The sequence below is a fragment of the Enterococcus sp. 3C7_DIV0644 genome, assembly GCF_002141235.1.
Lineage (GTDB): Bacteria > Bacillota > Bacilli > Lactobacillales > Enterococcaceae > Enterococcus_D > Enterococcus_D entomosocium.
The window spans coordinates 1,731,777-1,748,678 of record NZ_NGLK01000001.1 but is presented as its reverse complement, the minus strand read 5'-3'; the positions used below and the strand labels follow the sequence as shown (position 1 = coordinate 1,748,678).

Genomic DNA, 16,902 nt, shown 5'->3' with positions numbered 1-16,902 from the left:
GTGAGGAAATAAAAATGAAAAAATTTGTAGCAGCTATTCTAAGTACAGCAACGATCGCAGGAGTAATCGCAAGCGGCACCACCGCTTTTGCGACACAAACTATTGACGGACGTGAAGGCGATACGTCAGGAGATGTCCAAGTAAACGGGATCATCGGTGAATTCGATAATACAACACCTGGACCAAATCCCGATGATTTGAACCAATGGATCAATGTAACGATTCCAACGACTGCTTTGTTCTATACGACAGAAGCGTCAAGTCATACAGAGATCGTTTCGCCTACGTACACAGTGACAAATAACTCAGCAGTTGGTGTGATCGCTTCTGTTGCAGGCGTTGATACACCATTGAATATGTCTGAAGTAGACTTGTTAAACGTAAACGGGATTGAGTTGTTTGAAAACGGCACACCAACTGTAACAGAAACAGAATTGTTTACCCTTGAAGGCAACCAAGGAACGAATGAAGGGACGTTTGCGTTCACTGGTGAAGCAACACCTGCCAATGCATCAGAAGAATCAAACCCAAGTTTCAAATTGGTCTTGAGTTTTGCGCCGGATGTAGAGGAAGACTAAAAACTGAAATCCCAGTAAAGAAGGGATCTATCGTATGAAAAAACGAAAAAGAATCATTTTTTTCATCGCTGCATTACTGGCTCTGACTGTCTGGGATCTATCAGAAACCATTGTCGCAGAGGCGACAACAGGGCAGGTCACTGTGACTGGTCGAATTGGTGAAACAGCGAAGAAAGAGGAAGAAGCAGACGATGACAATAAGAAAACGATCGTCGCAGATGCTTCTCAAATCGGACAAGGGAAATTACCGCAAACAGGTTCTTCAAACACAAGCAGTTTGATCATCCTGGGGTATGCACTCATAGTATTTTCTATCTTATTACTATTGAGTAAAAGCAGACACATTTATGGAACGACTGATTACTATAATTAGTGAACAAATAAATGAGTAGGCAGAGTATTCTATAATTACTTATGCCCTATCAGAACACCTCGATGGAGCTGATAGGGCAGTTTTATTTAATTGTTATAAAAAGGAAGGCAAGATAATAGCGTTTTGCTGATACAAATAAAATTTTAGGAAAAATACATAGAAAGAGGGGCAAATGAATGGACGGTGGAAACAACCACGAACCCTTTTCTTACTACTTCAATTTTAAGAAAATAAAAAAAGGTATTGAACGTGAAAAATTGGAAGCATATTGCGAAAAACACCTAACTGAATTCGGTCAGCTGATTGAATCGATTTCAAAAGATAATTTCTGGGAAGTGCTCCCAAAAATTCTAGGACTTGATGCAAAGATGAATCTAGTTTCAGAATTATCTCGATTCGACGATTTCTCAGCAGATGAGATTATTAGAATTACTGAGAATGATTACAAGACATATTTCAAAGAAATCTGTGGTTATGATCTAAGTGTAGAAAAGAAGAATTCTATCGTATTCAATGTGTCATAGGTTTTGCATAAATAAAAATTATCTTAAAAAAGGCTTCGAAAAAAAAATTTTTTGAAGCCTTTTTTTGTTTTCCGCAAGTATTAAGATTAAGAACTAACGCTACTGTCTAATGACATAGTTAAGGGAAAACGTAAAGATCTGATGTCAAAGCTAAACCTTAAAGGAAAAGATAGGAAAAAAACGAATAATTGGGAAGTTACTATTTTTCGCTAATGAATTTAGACAGCAATATTATGGAGATAAAGGAATCACGATTAAGAAAGTTCACGATTGATAAAAACTTGCTAATAAATGAAACTATTTGACCTGTTCTTTCGTCATACCCTATAGAACAACGAAAGAGAGGAAATACTATGAGAAAAAAATTATTGTTAATAGCTATATTCTGTGCACTGATTCTTACGTTAGTAGTGGGTGCCATGTATAAGTACCTAATGAGTCAAGTGTATGGAGAAGAACAAACAAATTTTGAAACGCAAGTCGAAAAAACAATTAAAACTGAATTTTTTGATCGTGATATCACTCAGATTGAAGAATCAAAGAGTGGCGATAATCAATACAATAAATATTACCTGTACTATTCTGCGACTGAAAATAAAAATATTATAAAACAATTGGAAGCTCAAACTCAGGTTGCCTCGAAACAATTGAAGGATTCTCGGTCAATGGTGCTTTCCTATGTCAATGAGGAAAAGGTGAATGATGCCCTTATTAATCGACAATTAGTAACAAAGGAATATATTTGGGATGATAAAACAAAGTCTTTGAAATATTTAGGTGAATTAAAAGAATTATCTGAAATACTCTTATCCAAAAATCGAAATGAACCTCGGTTAAAAGATATTGTCAACGATGAATCAGACTTGCTTGCGATAAACAGAATTGTACAAGAACAGCTACTTAGTACTCGAACTAAATTAAAATCGACAATTGATGAAGAAGAATTAGATCAAGTGTTAACAAATGACTTTTTAAGCAAGGATAGTAAGATAACCATTCTCCCTCACTCAATACAAATCGCTTTTGATAAAGAGGTCTTAGGGGTGACAAAGATGAATGTCGACATTGAAAAAATTCTGCCTTTTATTGATCCAGCGATCGTTTCTGATAATAATCTGCCAAAAAAATCCTTAGACCAAAAAAGAAACTATGTTGCGCTCACCTTTGATGATGGACCTAACGATACGTCTACGAAAAAATTACTAGGAGAGTTAAAAAAAGAAAAGATCAAAGCGACTTTTTTTGTTTTAGGTCAGATGGTTGATAAGAACCCAGAGGTCGCGAAAAAAATAGTGGGAGAGGGGCATGAAATTGGCAGTCATTCATACACTCACCCAGACTTAACTCAAGTAACTCTGGATAAAGTCAAAGAAGAAGTACTGAAGACTGATAAGGCAATATTTCATGCTACAGGGGTATTGCCAAAACTCTTTCGACCACCTTACGGAGCAGTAAACGGTGCCGTTGCCAAAACCATCGGATTGCCTATTATTCAATGGAATGTAGACTCTGAAGATTGGCAAGTCAAAAATAAAGATTTGATTGTAAATAAGGTAATTGATACTGTAGAAAATGGATCAATCATTTTGATTCATGATATCCATGAACGTTCCGTAGAATCCATTCCAGAAATGGTAAGTCAACTAAGAAAAAGAGGCTATGAGTTTGTGACTATAAGCGAATTGCTCTCTTATGGACAAAAACCACTAAATCAGTATTTTGGTTTAGCTGACCAAAGAGAAATTAAATAGCAGTCTTTTCTAGTCCCTTGGAGAGTTGTTGAAGGAGTGATCTTTATTTTTAAGAATAGAAGTCAAACAAAAAAAGTGCGCTATTATGAGCATCTACTAGAAGAACTGATAGAAGGTAAATATGATCAAATGTATCGAATTGCCTACAGTTATGTTTATGATCATGAAGATGCTTTAGATGTCCTGCAGGATAGCTTTCAAAAGGCGTTAAAAAGCTTTAGAAACACAGTAGAAATTGATAATTTTCAAGCATGGTTCTATAAAATTTTAGTAAGAACCGCGATTGATCAATGGCGAGTGAAGAGACTAAGACCATTTGGGTTAGCCTTTGAAGAAACTATAGAACTAAGTCATTTTCGTTTCGATCAAAGTGAATTTCTTGAACTAAAGGAAATTCTAGAGAGAACGCCTAGTCCGGAAAGAGATATCATCATTTTAAAATATTTTGATGGATTTACCTTGCAGGAAATTGCTCAAATACTTAATTTAAATGAGAATACGGTGAAAACGAAGATGTACCGTTCTCTTGTTCAATTTAAGCATCTTTTAAATTAAAAAAACAAGATATGAAAAGGAGAATGAGCGAAATGAAACAGCACACGTTTGATGGAGAAAACCAGGAACAATTAAAGCGTGAAATAGTTGCACGTTTTCAAATAGAAAAGGCAAAGGTATACGAAGAAAAGAAGCGAAAAGTACTTAGAAGAGGCGTCGAAAGCGTGATCTTGGTGGTTTTTAGTTTTTTGATTATGCTTCAAAATACTACCTTTAGAGGTTTTGCATCAGAAATACCTATTTTGGGGGATTTGGTATCAATTATAACTGGGGAAACGCTTCTGTTCAGTCAAGAGGAAGCAGAAATCACTATTGATGTGCCTAAGATAACAGAAGAAAATCAAGTGTATTCGCAATTAAATGAAAAATATCTCCGTGAAGGACAACGAGCATATCAAAGTTATACAGACGTAATAAATAAGGTGGACGAAAAACAAATGTATGTCAGTGGTACCTATGATGTGAAAGTCAATGATAATCGATTTTTAGTAATCGACCGTACGTTTGAAGAGACAGTGGGGAGCACCAATGTCGAACATCGATTTGATACATTCGATAAAAAGAACGAGGTCTTATTATCATTAAAGATGTTATTTAAAACGGAAAACTATTTAGAGGTGCTGGCTCAGGAAATTGAGCACCAAATGAAAGAGCGGATGAGAGTAAATAGCGATATCAAATATTGGGTTTTAGACTATAATGATACAAATTGGTTGGAGAATGATCCGAATTTTTATATTAATGAAAATCATGAACTAGTTATTTCGTTTGATAAATATGAAGTTTCGGCTGGATACATGGGGACACAAGAGTTCATAATACCTACTACAGTATTGAAGCCGATCTTAGTTGACGCAAATTATTTTAATTAGATCGATAAATCAGTTTAAGCTTATTCGGAAAATGATTTCTGGATAAGCTTTCTTTTTTTCGCTAGCAAGAGCGGAAAATAAAGCCTACTTTTCTAATTGGCTGTGATACCATGAGGGAAAAAATCGACGAACCCAGGGCTCTTTTATACACGTTTACTAAAAAGGCAATAAAAAGTCCCTTGTTGTCTGCTTTTGTCAGTAACTTTTCCACAGTGTGGAACTCCCTAGCCTTACTACCATTATTGAATTTGAAAATAATTAGAGGTCTAATTATTAGGTAGCGAATCTTTTTATTGACTTTCCTTTTTAACCGGTGTATATTCTTTTCGAATAGTTAGATATCTAACATTTGGCAAAGGGGGAGTCGTTTTGGAGGAACTGATCGTTTCGAATTTGATGCGGTCCATTATGAATAAGTCACGGGAATCGATGGAACTGCGTATAAAAGACCTGGATATCAGTCAACAGCAAGGAAGAATGATTGCGTATATCGCACAAAATGAAGACAAGGGATTGATTCAGAAGGATTTGGCCCAAGTGTTTCAACGTCGTGATGCCAGTATCACAAGTATGCTTCAAGGGTTAGAAAAAAAAGGGTATATCGAACGCCGCATCCCAAAAAATAATGAGCGGCAAAAAAATATATACGTTTTACCTAAAGGAAAAGCGTTGATTGATCAAACCAATGAAGCTTTTTATGCGGCAGAAAAAGAACTGGTCCAAGCACTGAATGCAGAAGAAGTCGAAGAACTAACTCGTTTGTTAAGAAAAATCGATCAAAGTCTATGAGCAATAAGCAGTCAATCACTGCTTATTGCCTTAAAGTTAGAATTCTAACAGTTAACTATCTAATAGAAGGAGGAATCATCATGGAAGAAGTCACAATGAATGAATCCAATATTTACTACTTAAGCGAAAGTCCGGTGCGAAAGGCAATTGCCCATTTATCGATCCCGATGATGGTTGGTATTTCAACCACGACGATCTATAATTTGATTAATGCCTATTTTATTGGATTGATCCATGATACCAATATGATGTCGGCGATTACCTTGGCGATGCCCATTACGATTCTGTTGATGGCGGTTGGGAACATGCTGGGTGTTGGTGGAGGAAGCTATATCACACGACTACTAGGCAATGGAGACACTCAAAAGGGCAAGAAAGTTGCCGGCTATGCGTTTTACTCAAGCATCCTGCTCGGTGTGATCATAGGGATTGTCACAGTAATTTTCATGGATCCGTTTATTCATTTACTAGGAGCAAGTGGGCAGACATTTTTGTATACAAAACAATATTCACTGATTTTGTTTGTAGGTGGAGCATCGTTCATTTTAAATTTTGCTTTGGAACAGTTGGTGCGTTCAGAAGGGGCATCAAAAGAATCAATGTACGGCATGTTTGTCAGTGTTGCAGTGAGTATCCTACTGGATGCATTATTGATTCTCGTCTTTAACCTACATGTGATCGGTGCAGGGCTATCACTAGTGATTGCGAATATCGCTTCAACAACGTATTATGTCTGGTTCCTAGAAACGAAAAGCGAGACATTGAAGGGCTTTTTAAAGAACATGAAACTTTCAATCAAAGATCAGCTAGAAGTTTATAAAATAGGGATATCCGAGCTGTTTAAATCAGCTTTCATGATCGTCACCACATTATTATTGAACAATTTTTCTGCTGAATATGGAGACAATGTTGTGGCTAGCTTTGGTATCGCTGTTCGAATCACGCAATTACCGGAATTTTTAACAATGGGTCTATTTTTGGGCGTCATACCGTTATTTGCCTACAGTTTCTCTGCCCATAACACGAAACGAGTGAAAGAAGCACTGAAAGAAGTATCTTTGTGGATAGGTGGGATCTCCATCCTTTTTGCATTGATTGTGTATTGGTTGCGAGTGCCTGTGCTGGGGTTATTTACAAGTGATCCTCGTGTGATCCAAGTTGGCTTAACGATTTTAGGGGCCCAGTTGGTTTCTTCGATCTTTAATGGTTTCTCTGGTTTATTCACGGGCATCTTTCAGGCATCTGGACTAGGTGCTCAGACCGGAGTGATGTCCACGATTCAAGGAACATTCTTTATTCCGATCGTTTTATTGCTGCATCATTTCTATGGATTGGATGGATTGATTTGGTCAATGACGATTACAGAAGGTATCGCGTTTGTTGCGGGTGTCTTAATGATGATTCCTTATCTAAATAAACTAAATAAGAATGATCTGCCCGCCATGCAAAACCAACAGCGTATATGAATCAGATACATTCGGAATATTTGTTTATGGAAGAAAGGAAAACGAAAGGTTTCTTTTCGAACATCCTATAAGGAAAGCCCAACGAAGCAAATTTCGTTGGGCTTCTTTACTTGCTATATATTTCCTTTTCGTTAAAGTAAGAGGAGATGTTGATTCTGTTGTACTTACTATTGAAAAAAACTTCATTTCAAGGATAAACGATCTTTTTCATGTATCAGATAGAAGAAAAGCGTCTAAAACAAATGCTATTAGCAAAATTATCAAGCGATTGAGGAATCTACTATGCAAAAAAAAATTTATAAAGTTGTCTCTGTCTCGAATAACAGTCGTCTGTTTGCGATTTTAATGGCTTTTTCAGGTGGGGCATTAGATGTCTATTCTCATAATTACTTTCATGGATTAGTTGCTACTCAAACTGGGAACATTATTTTGATGGCTTCGAATTTATCCCAATATAATTGGCAGCAAATGCTGCCTAAAATCGTATCGATCATTTTGTTTACGGTAGGATTTTTATTAGGTATTCTTCTAAAGCGCAGCAATTTCAGTCATTATTGGCGCAGTTATACCATGTTGCCTGTTATTTTATCGAGTTTGATCATTCCATTATTGTCTCAAAATCTACACCTTTTTAAAATTGGTCTGCTTGCTTTTGGCAGTGGCTTGCTGATGCTGACGTTCACTGGAACGCAAATCGAAGGAAATCCTTATACGATCATGATGACCTCAGGCAATTATCGGAAAATGCTAAATGAATGGTATCTGTATCTGACCTCACGGAATAAAACGTCGCTTCAAAGACGCAATGCCCATAACTATACGATCGTCGTGCTCTCATTTGTCATTGGTGCTTGTTTACTAGCCTTTGTCAGTCTTGTTTTAAAAAAATATTCAATTTGGATCGTAACCTTCACGTTTCTGCTTGCTCTTTTTATTGAAATCCATCAAGCGAAAAAGACGATTCGATAGTCAAAGAAAAACCGTCAGAGGGACTCCTGCTGACGGTTTTTCTTATAAGCTGAAACAGGAATATTTTTTAGAATGTCCTCACAGCTCCGCAATCTTCCGTACGGTATTGATGGTTCGAATCGTAATCTGTTTGCCGACGCTGGTGCTGGCTGTTTTTTTCCACCAATTGGTTTTTTGATAGTCTTTGCGGAGGTAAGACCAGAAGACGACGTCTTTGTAAGGGAAAACCTGTTCAAGCTCGGCATTCGGAGCCCCGAGTTTTTCAGATAACTCCTCGTAGGTCAGCGAAGGCATCAAAAAGATCAGGTTGTCATAGATGGTTTTATCTTCCGTTCCTGACCAGTCGGGCATATGGGTCAAGCGTTCCTGCAGCTCTGATTGGCGAATGATATAAATAGCGATATCAAAGGAAAAGTCGCGTTTGACCATTGCTTTAATCGTTTCGGCAAGGGCTTGTGGATCATCCTCTTCACTGGAAAAAATCACATTGCCGCTATTCAAATAAGTGACCACATTGCTAAACCCCAATTCTTCAAAACCGGCTTTCAATTCTTTCATAGAAATTTTGTTCTTTCCACCGACATTGATGCCTCTTAATAAAGCGATGTATCGTTGCATGGATAACCCCTCCTTTAAACCCCTTCTTTTAGCTGATTATAGAATGGATGGAGCGGAAGCACAATCCTGGCTTCTCAGCTACCCAAAATACGTGAGCGAGAAACGACGAATGCAAGCTTATTGGTGGAGTGGCTATGGCGCATGTATTTTTGCGCTGCTAATTAGTAAAAACGAATAAACAGCCTGTAAATGATAACAACCCTCACAAATCTGCTCAAGCAAGCGAATTTGTGAGGGGCACTTTCAGTCGTTTTCTCTGTTTCTGGCTTCGTTGCTAATCCACCGCAATCCTCACAGACACGGTCTGTACGGGGACATCATAAAAGGGATCTTCTCGTCGGCCTAAAAAGTCTTGGGCTTGTTGAGGGAAGAGGGCGTACATCAGCACGTCTTCTTCGCTTTTGGCATACTCAGCGATTTCTTCCCGAAAGGCTGGCAGTTGTGGTGCCAGTAGATCAGCTGGTCTGACGGTGATCACTTCAGCATCTCCGATGATTGTTTCTTTGATTTCGTCGGTGATGGGTGCTGGCGATTGACCGTAAAGTCCTTTGACGTAATCTTTGATCTCACTTGGGACAAGTTTGTAACGTTCTCCTGAAATCACATTCATCAAGGCTTGGGTACCGACCATTTGCGACAATGGGGTCACTAGTGGCGGATAGCCCAAGTCTGCTCTGACTTTTGGTACTTCTGCTAGGACTTCTTCATACTTGTCTTGCAATCCTTGTTCCGTCAATTGGCTGAGTAGGTTTGACAACATGCCACCAGGTACTTGATAGATCAAGGTTTTAGGTTCGATATCTTTGACTTTCGGGTTCAGTAGTCCTTCTTCGCGGAAACGATCACGAACGGGATTGAAATGTTCAGCAATCTCAGCGACTTTCTGCAAATCAAGTCCCGTAGCAAAGCCGCAATCTTCTAAGGCGATTGCCACAGATTCGGTTGCTGGCTGACTGGTGCCGCCAGCAAAAGAGGAGATGGCGGTATCAATGATGTCTGCACCGGCTTCCGCAACTTTCAAGTAAGTCATCTCAGCGATGCCGCTGGTGGCATGGGTATGGACTTCTAGCGGCAGATCGACGGCATCTTTGATTCGGCTGACCAGCTCATAGCCGGTTTGCGGCGTCAAAACGCCGGCCATATCTTTGATACAGATGGAATCGGCGCCGAGGTTTGCCATTTTGTTGGCAAGGTCAACGAAGTAATCCACGGTATGGATTTGGCTAGTAGTATAAGAGATTGCCGTTTGACAGTGTCCACCGGCTGCTTTTGTGGCGCGGATGGCGGTTTCTAAATTGCGAACATCATTTAAGGCGTCAAACAAACGAAGAATGTCGATGCCGTTTTCGACCGATTTGGTCACAAAGTCAGCAACGACGTCATCGGCATAGTTTTTGTAACCTAAGAGATTTTGTCCCCGTAAGAGCATTTGCAATTTGGTATTTTTCACTTCTTTGCGGATCGCCCGCAATCTTTCCCATGGGTCTTCATTTAAAAAACGCAGACAAGCATCGAAGGTCGCGCCGCCCCACATTTCAAGGGCATGATAGCCTGCTTGATCCATGGTTTTTAAAATCGGCAGCATATCACTGGTAGGCATTCGCGTGGCGATCAGACTTTGTTGGCCGTCCCGCAAGACGGTTTCGGTAAATTGGATTTTTTTCATTCTTTCACTCTTTCCTGAATGATTTTACGGATCTGCTGCTGTATATCTGCTACGCTATGAGTTCTAGAACGGCCACAAACTTTGGCATCTTGTTCACAGACGTAGCAGCTTCTTGCCGGCAGTCCGATTTCGGTGCGGCTGATAGGTAAAAGCTGGTCTTGGTTTTTGGCTAAGACATCCAGATCCACCAATCGACCATAAGGATGATGGGTCTCAATCTGAACCATCATTCGTTTTAGTTCATAAGGATCTGTGGGCAGTACGAGATAATATTCCGGTCCAGTTTCCAAACTACGGTAGAGGTTTGCCAGTGGAATCAGTTCCTTGACGGCCTCTTCGATTTCCGTAATGAGTTCTTCAAAAACGGCGGTCAATGGGACAGAATTTTTCACGGGACCGGGAATATTCATGGTGGCAACAAGCAATGCCGCTTTTTCATCCGCAGCGAGAAGCTCCCGTTGAAGGGAGTTTCTATTTTCTCGCGCCTGCAGCATATCGGTTAGCGTCACAGGGGTTCCTGAAAATAGGGCATCAGACATTTTTGACCACATCAATGATCGTGCCATCGCGGTATTCGATCAAAGCGACGGTTTTTTCCCCGTACTTGATTGGTTCGGGTTGACCGACAATGCTGTAGGCTTTTTCTTTTAATTCTTCAATGGTGTATTGGGGAATATCCAATGCTTCAAAATGGCTGATCAGGTCTTTGCGAGCTGGATTGATGGCGATCCCGATTTCTGTGACGACGACATCAATGCTGGCGCCTGGCGTGACGATCGTGTTGACGGTATCGACGATCGTTGGGATCCGTCCCCGCACAAGAGGAGCGATCACTAAGCTCATTTTGCACGCCATACTGGTATCTGAGTGGCCACCAGAAGCACCGCGGATCACACCGTCAGAACCGGTGATGACATTGATATTGAAATCCGTGTCGACTTCCAGTGCGGAAAGAATGGCGGTATCCAATTGATTGATAAACGCCCCTTTGCTTAATGGTGAGGCATACATATTGGCATCGATCTCGTAATGATTGGCGTTTTTCCCTAGCGATTGTGCGGAAGGGTGATCAAAGTCTTGGACATCGATCAGTTTTTCCACTAATCCTTCTTCTAACAGTTCCACCATGGCATTGGTAATGCCGCCGAGGGCAAAGCTGGCTTTGATCTCATCTTTGATCATTGCTTCGCGTAAAAAACGAGAAACGGCTAATGCGGCACCGCCTGTTCCGGTTTGGAAGGAGAAGCCTTGTTGGTAGTAAGGCGAGCTCGTGATGACCTTGGCTGCATACTCAGCAATCAGTAATTCCTTTGGATTTTTGGTAAAGCGGGTCGCACCTTTTGCGATCCCTGCAGGATCACCGATGGCGTCGACTTCCACGACATAATCGACATCCGTTTGGGGAATGCTGATTGGGGTATTTGGAAACGGCACCAGGGTGTCGGTGATGATCACGACTTGGTCGGCGTATTTTGCATCGACCATCGCATAGCCCAATGAGCCACAGGTTGCTTTTCCGACGGTACCATTGGCATTGCCATACGCATCTGAGCTAGGCGCCCCTAAGAAGGCGACATCGATGTGGATATCGCCGGCGGCAATCGCACGAGCCCGACCGCCATGAGAACGGATAATGACTGGGGCATCCATAATGCCTTCGGAGATTGCGGCACCGACTTTGTCCCGCAGACCGCTGGAGGTGATATTGGTAACGACCCCAGATTTGATATGTCCGATCAATGGTTCATGGACATTGGCGATGGAACTAGGGGCAATCGCAAGATTCTTGATGCCCATTTTTGCGATCTCGTCCAAAACGAGATTCATGATAAAGTCCCCTTCGCGAAAATGATGGTGGAAGGAGATCGTCATGCCGTCCGTTAACCCTGTTTTTTCAATGGCTTCACGAATACTGCCCAAGACCTTGCTTTTGCCCGGCAGGACTGGCTCGATCTTGCGACTCGCTTCTTTGTAGGCATGGATATTGGCTGTTTCATTTTCGAAGACCCCGTATTGGTTGGCATAGCATTCAGGGATGTCTTTTCCTGCTTTGTTTAACACCATAATTACACTTCCTCCTCGGTAATCAATTTCGCTGCTTTGGCAAGGGCAATCACGCGTTCCGCTCGCTCAACGATTGGTTTATCGACCATTTTGCCATTCAAGGAGATCACACCAGAACCTTTGCTTTCGGCTTCACGAATGGCCCAGATCACTTCTTTGGCCTGTTGGATCTCGGCTTTTGAAGGCGCATAGATCCCATTGACTAGGGGAATCTGCCGTGGATTGATCACTGATTTTCCGTCAAAACCAAGCTGCTTGATGCGAGTCGTTTCAGCGAGAAAGCCATCGGTGTCATTGATATCAGAAAAGACGGTATCGATGGCGGCGATCCCTGCAGCTCTAGCTGCATGCAAAATCATACTGCGGGCAAACAACAATTCTTGCCCATCTGGGTAGCGACGGGTTTTCATATTGGTGACATAATCTTCTGCCCCTAAAGCGATCCCGATCAAGCGGTCGGAAGCTGTGGCGATGTCTCGGGCATTTAAAACGCCTTCGGCCGACTCGATGGCAGCCATCATTTTGGTGGTTCCTACAGGCAGATCGTTTTCTTCTTCTACTTGTGTGATCACAGCGGCAACGTCAATGATATCTTGGGCGGTTTCGGTTTTCGGTAGTCGAATGACGTTGACCCCCGCTAGGACCATCGCTTCGATATCAAGGGCACCCACCGTGTCGAGGCCGTTGATGCGCACGACGGTTTCGATGGCAGAATAGTCAAAGGTTTTTAAGGCAAAATGCACCAGGGTCCGAGCAGAGTCTTTTTCATTCAAGGAGACCGCATCTTCTAAATCAAACATAACGGAATCGGCGCCATACAATGGCGCATCCCGTAGCATGGCAGCGTTAGCTCCTGGTACAAACATCATCGTTCTTCTTAAACGTTCCATGTGTCGATCTCCTTCCAAGCATACTGTTCTTGTTCGGCTGCCCGATGAACGGCTGTCAGAGTTCGGGCTTTGATGGTACAGTCCAATGCGCCTTTATCGGTGGCGGTGATTTTGGCCTGTGTCACGCCTAGATGGTTCAGCGTCTCAAGGATGACGGCGCGAATTTGTTTGCCGAATTGTTTTTCGACACTGCTATCGAGGGTCAGCTCGATGGTTTGGGTTGTGGTGGGCTCGATCGCGATCAAGATATCACTGGATTCAACGGAGCCGGCAACCGCACTTTTTTTGATTTCCACTTATTATCACCTCTAAATATAGTTATGCTGCATTAAAAATGAGAACGTTGTTTCTGGCAAAAATTGCTGCAAGGAAGGTATATCTTTTTCTGCAATCGCTTTCCGAACTTTAGTAGCCGAAACGGTTGATTGGTTGATCTTCAGACGGTCGATCACGATCAGTTCAAGCTCGGGAGAAAAAACGGCAGCCATGGCCTCATTGTAGAGTTGGGTCACGGGTGAGTAAGGCTCTGAGCCTACAAAACGCGTGGTGATCGCCAACAGCGGGGCAATTTTTTCTTTGAAGAGGGTTGCATCAAAGGCGGCTTGTTTTTTGGCAATCGCCTCAGGTGCTTGCTCTTTTAAGAAATAACTGGGAAAAACTGCCGAAGAGACGAGATAGTTGTTGGTCGGCAGCACCGTTACATTTGACAGGTGAGCCAAGCCCTCCGTCACCATCTGCAGCCGTTCACTGGCAGAAAACTGTGAGCGGTCTTCTGACAAAACGAACACATAAACCTGCTCTTTTTGACTCGCAGCTGTTTCAACTAAGTACAAATGTCCCTTGGTAAAAGGATTGGCGTTCATCACGATCGCGCCGTTGTTTTGTCCGATTCGCTGCCGTTGCAGTTGTTGGGCATAGCTTTCATAAGAAGGAACGCCTTGTTCCATGAACAAGATGTCTTGCGCAGCGAGCACTTCACGAAACCCGAGAGATTCAAAAAACAGACGATTTTTCGGTGCTGTATAGACGAAGGACTTGGTATAGCCCTCGTCTTTGATATGATCGCTAAGGTGCGAAATCAATTGCGTCAACAGCTGTTCGGAGCGTTTTTTTTCACAGACCACCACATACTTGATGATATTGGCATAGCAAGAAGCAGTAGCAATCAAGGTTTGCTGGTCAAAAATGCCGACGGTATAGGCTACTTCTTCACCGACGGCTAAGCCAGCACGGGTGATCAATTTTTGCCATTGCAAAAAGACTTCCGGATCTTTTTGCAGCCAGATTCTTTTTAGGGTATACATACAATGCCTTCTTTATTTTTTTACTGGGAAGAGCTTCGACAAAAGCAAGGATGCGAAGTAGATGATCAGGATCACGACAAAGACGCCGCCCCAACCGAATAACAACAATTCAAATGAAGTCAGTAAATCTTGACTCATAATTTTCCTCTCCTTTCTAGTGACCTAAGCAATCAGTGCCAGCAGTAAGCCACCGGCGATGACCGAAGCAATCTGTCCTGAAACGTTGGCACCGGCTGCATGCATCAAGATAAAGTTTTGCGGATCTTCATCTGTCGCCATTTTTTGGATGACACGACTAGACATTGGAAACGCAGAGATACCAGCTGCACCGATCATTGGGTTGATTTTTTCTTTACGGAACAAGTTCAGCACTTTCGCAAACAACACGCCGCCGACCGAGTCCATAATGAAGGCAACCAGCCCTAAACCAATAACCATCAATGTATCGACTTGTAAAAATTCTTCATATTGCATTTTCACAGAAATTGATAAACCTAGGAGGATACTGATGATATTCACCAGTTCGTTTTGAGCGGTGATGGACAAACGATCTAAGACACCACATTCCCGCAAGAGATTTCCGAACATCAAAAATCCGACCAATGGCAATGAAACAGGAGCAATCAACCCTGCTACGATCGAGATCACGATCGGGAACAAAATTTTTGCCGTTTGCGAAACTTCACCGGCACGATACGTCATGCGGATTTTTCGTTCGTGCTTGGTCGTCACAGCTTTGATGGCTACCGGTTGAATGATCGGTACTAGCGCCATGTAAGAGTAAGCTGCTACCATGATCGCACCCATATATTTCGAGTTCAGCGTATTTGCGACAAAAATCGACGTTGGTCCGTCAGCGGCACCGATGATCCCGATGGAAGCTGCGTCGTTTAAATCAAAACCAAGCAACACGGCAACGATGATCGTAAAGAAGATCCCGAATTGCGCAGCGGCACCAAACAATAAAAGAAATGGATTTTGCAGCAATGGACCGAAGTCGATCATCGCACCAATCCCGATAAACAAAAGCAAAGGGAACAATTCAGTTGAGATCCCCATATCAAACAATACTTGGAACGGGCCAGCTTCTCCACCAGCACTTAACACACCTGAGTTCGGGAAGTTCACTAACAACGTGCCCAATCCCATAGGGACCAACAAGGTTGGTTCATATTCTTTCTTGATCCCCAAATACATCAATAGACCACCGATGAGCATCATAACGATCCGTCCCGGCTCCGATCCTAACCCGACTACACCTTCAATTAACGTTTCCACTACGTCACTTCCTTTTCAATAAATTAGCCGATCGTAATCAGCAGTTCTCCTGGGTTGACCATATCGCCCGCATTGACTGCAATGGCAACCACGGTTCCGGCTTTTGGTGCCACGATCTCATTTTCCATCTTCATGGCTTCTAAAATCATCAACGACTGGTTTTCTTGTACAGTATCACCTACATTGACCAAGAGACGTAAAATCGTTCCCGGCATCGGAGAATGAATCGGCTCGCCATCAGCAGGAAGCGTAGCTGACGCTGGCTGTGGTGCTACTTCTGGTTCTGGTGTGCTGACTGCCTCTGGTTGAGCAGGTACCGCTGCAGGAGCCGGTGTTGGCACTGCTGGGGCAGGAGCGGTAGGTTGCGGGGCACCGATTTCTTCCATTTCGACAAGGTATTCTTGCCCATCGATCGCTATTTTAAATTTACGTAACATGTTTTTCCCTCACTTGTTTTCATTTTTTTTGGCTATTTTTTTGATTGTGAACTGAGAATCAGGCAGCTCTCCTGCGGCAATACTGGCGGCAATCAGGGTGACTCGCTTAAATTCAGGATTGCGTTTCTCAATTCTTCGAATGACAAACTGACTTTCAGGGGAACACTCGGCACCTAGTGCGGCGGCTATCAGACTGACTAACGGATAATCTTCTGCAGGCGCCGGCTGATAGCCCGACACTTCTTGCCAATCAGACGCGGGTGGGTCCGCTATCATTTCCCTTGGCTTCAGAGGAGGACTGACAGGCGCATCTGGTTCATCATGCGTTTTTTTGAACAATCTTTTAATAAGATTCATGGGTTTCTCCTTTCTCAATGATTCGTTCCCTTTCATTATAGAAACTCCCGTTCAATCAGCGAGATTTATTTCGGCTGAAAATTGTTTTTTCAGTGTTCCTTTTTTGAGAAAAGAGTGAAAAATCGATATAAACGTTGATTTATCAAGGTTTTTCTTGCGTTAATATTCTGTTAAGAACTTTTTAAACGAAAAATAAGATTTGAAAAGAGAAATTGTTTTTTTGCTGTTCTTTTTTTAAACGGGTCTTTTTTTCTATTTCTTGATTGTTTATTCTTAGACGTGTAAAGCATTCAATAACATTATTTCCTTTAAGAAAAGAAAAATATTCACAAACTAGTGACGCTTGTCGCTAACAAATTACGGGCCTGTAATTTTTTTAAAATGTTTTTTGACAACGCTTACACATTTCGA

Annotated in this window: 20 protein-coding genes; 9 read left to right on the top strand and 11 right to left on the bottom strand. The window is 42.0% G+C overall.

The window, feature by feature from the left end:
* The first annotated feature begins 14 nt into the window (after nucleotides 1-14).
* The 9 genes from A5877_RS08285 (at nucleotide 15) to A5877_RS08240 (ending at nucleotide 7,877) form a co-directional block, all read left to right on the top strand.
* Nucleotides 15-578, top strand: coding sequence for a hypothetical protein (locus A5877_RS08285; protein ID WP_086316682.1), 564 nt, complete (start codon nucleotides 15-17; stop codon nucleotides 576-578).
* 34 nt (nucleotides 579-612) lie between these two features.
* Complete coding sequence (locus A5877_RS08280) at nucleotides 613-951, top strand: LPXTG cell wall anchor domain-containing protein (RefSeq protein WP_086316681.1); 339 nt, start codon at nucleotides 613-615, stop codon at nucleotides 949-951.
* Between the two features lie 176 nt (nucleotides 952-1,127).
* On the top strand, nucleotides 1,128-1,475 hold the full coding sequence (locus tag A5877_RS08275; RefSeq protein WP_005233047.1) for a hypothetical protein: 348 nt from the start codon (nucleotides 1,128-1,130) through the stop codon (nucleotides 1,473-1,475).
* 353 nt (nucleotides 1,476-1,828) lie between these two features.
* On the top strand, nucleotides 1,829-3,226 hold the full coding sequence (locus A5877_RS08270; protein WP_086316680.1) for a polysaccharide deacetylase family protein: 1,398 nt from the start codon (nucleotides 1,829-1,831) through the stop codon (nucleotides 3,224-3,226).
* A 36-nt stretch (nucleotides 3,227-3,262) separates the two neighbouring features.
* Nucleotides 3,263-3,781 (top strand): RNA polymerase sigma factor, encoded by a 519-nt coding sequence (locus A5877_RS08265; RefSeq protein WP_005233050.1) that lies wholly within the window; start codon nucleotides 3,263-3,265, stop codon nucleotides 3,779-3,781.
* A 32-nt stretch (nucleotides 3,782-3,813) separates the two neighbouring features.
* Nucleotides 3,814-4,653, top strand: coding sequence for an RsiV family protein (locus A5877_RS08260; RefSeq protein WP_223273055.1), 840 nt, complete (start codon nucleotides 3,814-3,816; stop codon nucleotides 4,651-4,653).
* A 369-nt stretch (nucleotides 4,654-5,022) separates the two neighbouring features.
* The gene (locus tag A5877_RS08250) at nucleotides 5,023-5,442 is read left to right on the top strand and encodes a MarR family winged helix-turn-helix transcriptional regulator (protein WP_034872418.1); all 420 of its coding nucleotides are present in this window, start codon (nucleotides 5,023-5,025) and stop codon (nucleotides 5,440-5,442) included.
* Between the two features lie 80 nt (nucleotides 5,443-5,522).
* Nucleotides 5,523-6,908 carry an MATE family efflux transporter gene (locus A5877_RS08245; RefSeq protein WP_061053438.1) on the top strand — a complete coding sequence of 462 codons (1,386 nt, stop codon included), beginning with the start codon at nucleotides 5,523-5,525 and terminating at the stop codon, nucleotides 6,906-6,908.
* 282 nt (nucleotides 6,909-7,190) lie between these two features.
* Nucleotides 7,191-7,877 carry a YoaK family protein gene (locus A5877_RS08240; RefSeq protein WP_086316678.1) on the top strand — a complete coding sequence of 229 codons (687 nt, stop codon included), beginning with the start codon at nucleotides 7,191-7,193 and terminating at the stop codon, nucleotides 7,875-7,877.
* A 78-nt stretch (nucleotides 7,878-7,955) separates the two neighbouring features.
* Here the strand turns inward: A5877_RS08240 and A5877_RS08235 are convergent, their stop codons facing one another.
* From A5877_RS08235 to A5877_RS08180, 11 genes are all read right to left on the bottom strand, one after another.
* Nucleotides 7,956-8,495, bottom strand: a complete 540-nt coding sequence (locus A5877_RS08235; protein ID WP_086316677.1) for a DUF1697 domain-containing protein — start codon at nucleotides 8,493-8,495, stop codon at nucleotides 7,956-7,958.
* A gap of 274 nt (nucleotides 8,496-8,769) precedes the next feature.
* The gene (locus tag A5877_RS08225; protein WP_086316676.1) at nucleotides 8,770-10,161 is read right to left on the bottom strand and encodes an oxaloacetate decarboxylase subunit alpha; all 1,392 of its coding nucleotides are present in this window, start codon (nucleotides 10,159-10,161) and stop codon (nucleotides 8,770-8,772) included.
* Nucleotides 10,158-10,700 (bottom strand): citrate lyase holo-[acyl-carrier protein] synthase, encoded by a 543-nt coding sequence (gene citX, locus A5877_RS08220; RefSeq protein ID WP_228085352.1) that lies wholly within the window; start codon nucleotides 10,698-10,700, stop codon nucleotides 10,158-10,160. The genes A5877_RS08225 and citX overlap by 4 nt, the downstream gene beginning before the upstream one ends.
* Nucleotides 10,693-12,225: a citrate lyase subunit alpha gene (citF, locus tag A5877_RS08215; RefSeq protein ID WP_005233060.1), complete on the bottom strand. Its 1,533-nt coding sequence runs from the start codon at nucleotides 12,223-12,225 to the stop codon at nucleotides 10,693-10,695. The genes citX and citF overlap by 8 nt, the downstream gene beginning before the upstream one ends.
* Nucleotides 12,226-12,227: 2 nt before the next feature.
* Complete coding sequence (gene citE / locus A5877_RS08210; RefSeq protein ID WP_005233062.1) at nucleotides 12,228-13,115, bottom strand: citrate (pro-3S)-lyase subunit beta; 888 nt, start codon at nucleotides 13,113-13,115, stop codon at nucleotides 12,228-12,230.
* Nucleotides 13,103-13,411, bottom strand: coding sequence for a citrate lyase acyl carrier protein (gene citD / locus A5877_RS08205; protein ID WP_005230465.1), 309 nt, complete (start codon nucleotides 13,409-13,411; stop codon nucleotides 13,103-13,105). The genes citE and citD overlap by 13 nt, the downstream gene beginning before the upstream one ends.
* A gap of 12 nt (nucleotides 13,412-13,423) precedes the next feature.
* Nucleotides 13,424-14,419 carry a [citrate (pro-3S)-lyase] ligase gene (gene citC, locus A5877_RS08200; protein WP_086316674.1) on the bottom strand — a complete coding sequence of 332 codons (996 nt, stop codon included), beginning with the start codon at nucleotides 14,417-14,419 and terminating at the stop codon, nucleotides 13,424-13,426.
* Between the two features lie 12 nt (nucleotides 14,420-14,431).
* Complete coding sequence (locus tag A5877_RS17355; protein ID WP_008381833.1) at nucleotides 14,432-14,557, bottom strand: OadG-related small transporter subunit; 126 nt, start codon at nucleotides 14,555-14,557, stop codon at nucleotides 14,432-14,434.
* A gap of 24 nt (nucleotides 14,558-14,581) precedes the next feature.
* Complete coding sequence (locus tag A5877_RS08190) at nucleotides 14,582-15,697, bottom strand: sodium ion-translocating decarboxylase subunit beta (RefSeq protein WP_005233072.1); 1,116 nt, start codon at nucleotides 15,695-15,697, stop codon at nucleotides 14,582-14,584.
* A gap of 23 nt (nucleotides 15,698-15,720) precedes the next feature.
* Nucleotides 15,721-16,134, bottom strand: coding sequence for an acetyl-CoA carboxylase biotin carboxyl carrier protein subunit (locus A5877_RS08185; protein WP_086316673.1), 414 nt, complete (start codon nucleotides 16,132-16,134; stop codon nucleotides 15,721-15,723).
* Nucleotides 16,135-16,143: 9 nt separating this feature from the next.
* Nucleotides 16,144-16,491 (bottom strand): hypothetical protein, encoded by a 348-nt coding sequence (locus A5877_RS08180; protein ID WP_008381839.1) that lies wholly within the window; start codon nucleotides 16,489-16,491, stop codon nucleotides 16,144-16,146.
* Nucleotides 16,492-16,902 lie beyond the last annotated feature (411 nt).

Excerpts from the sequence above, each read along its gene's own strand:
- A5877_RS08235 (WP_086316677.1), bottom strand. The coding sequence starts at position 8,495 with ATGCAACGATACATCGCTTTATTAAGAGGCATCAATGTCGGTGGAAAG.
- A5877_RS08245 (WP_061053438.1), top strand. The coding sequence starts at position 5,523 with ATGGAAGAAGTCACAATGAATGAATCCAATATTTACTACTTAAGCGAA.
- A5877_RS08225 (WP_086316676.1), bottom strand. The coding sequence starts at position 10,161 with ATGAAAAAAATCCAATTTACCGAAACCGTCTTGCGGGACGGCCAACAA.
- A5877_RS08270 (WP_086316680.1), top strand. The coding sequence starts at position 1,829 with ATGAGAAAAAAATTATTGTTAATAGCTATATTCTGTGCACTGATTCTT.
- citF (WP_005233060.1), bottom strand. The coding sequence starts at position 12,225 with ATGGTGTTAAACAAAGCAGGAAAAGACATCCCTGAATGCTATGCCAAC.
- citC (WP_086316674.1), bottom strand. The coding sequence starts at position 14,419 with ATGTATACCCTAAAAAGAATCTGGCTGCAAAAAGATCCGGAAGTCTTT.
- A5877_RS08180 (WP_008381839.1), bottom strand. The coding sequence starts at position 16,491 with ATGAATCTTATTAAAAGATTGTTCAAAAAAACGCATGATGAACCAGAT.
- A5877_RS08240 (WP_086316678.1), top strand. The coding sequence starts at position 7,191 with ATGCAAAAAAAAATTTATAAAGTTGTCTCTGTCTCGAATAACAGTCGT.
- citX (WP_228085352.1), bottom strand. The coding sequence starts at position 10,700 with ATGTCTGATGCCCTATTTTCAGGAACCCCTGTGACGCTAACCGATATG.
- A5877_RS08275 (WP_005233047.1), top strand. The coding sequence starts at position 1,128 with ATGGACGGTGGAAACAACCACGAACCCTTTTCTTACTACTTCAATTTT.
- A5877_RS08285 (WP_086316682.1), top strand. The coding sequence starts at position 15 with ATGAAAAAATTTGTAGCAGCTATTCTAAGTACAGCAACGATCGCAGGA.
- A5877_RS17355 (WP_008381833.1), bottom strand. The coding sequence starts at position 14,557 with ATGAGTCAAGATTTACTGACTTCATTTGAATTGTTGTTATTCGGTTGG.
- citE (WP_005233062.1), bottom strand. The coding sequence starts at position 13,115 with ATGGAACGTTTAAGAAGAACGATGATGTTTGTACCAGGAGCTAACGCT.
- A5877_RS08280 (WP_086316681.1), top strand. The coding sequence starts at position 613 with ATGAAAAAACGAAAAAGAATCATTTTTTTCATCGCTGCATTACTGGCT.
- A5877_RS08260 (WP_223273055.1), top strand. The coding sequence starts at position 3,814 with ATGAAACAGCACACGTTTGATGGAGAAAACCAGGAACAATTAAAGCGT.
- A5877_RS08185 (WP_086316673.1), bottom strand. The coding sequence starts at position 16,134 with ATGTTACGTAAATTTAAAATAGCGATCGATGGGCAAGAATACCTTGTC.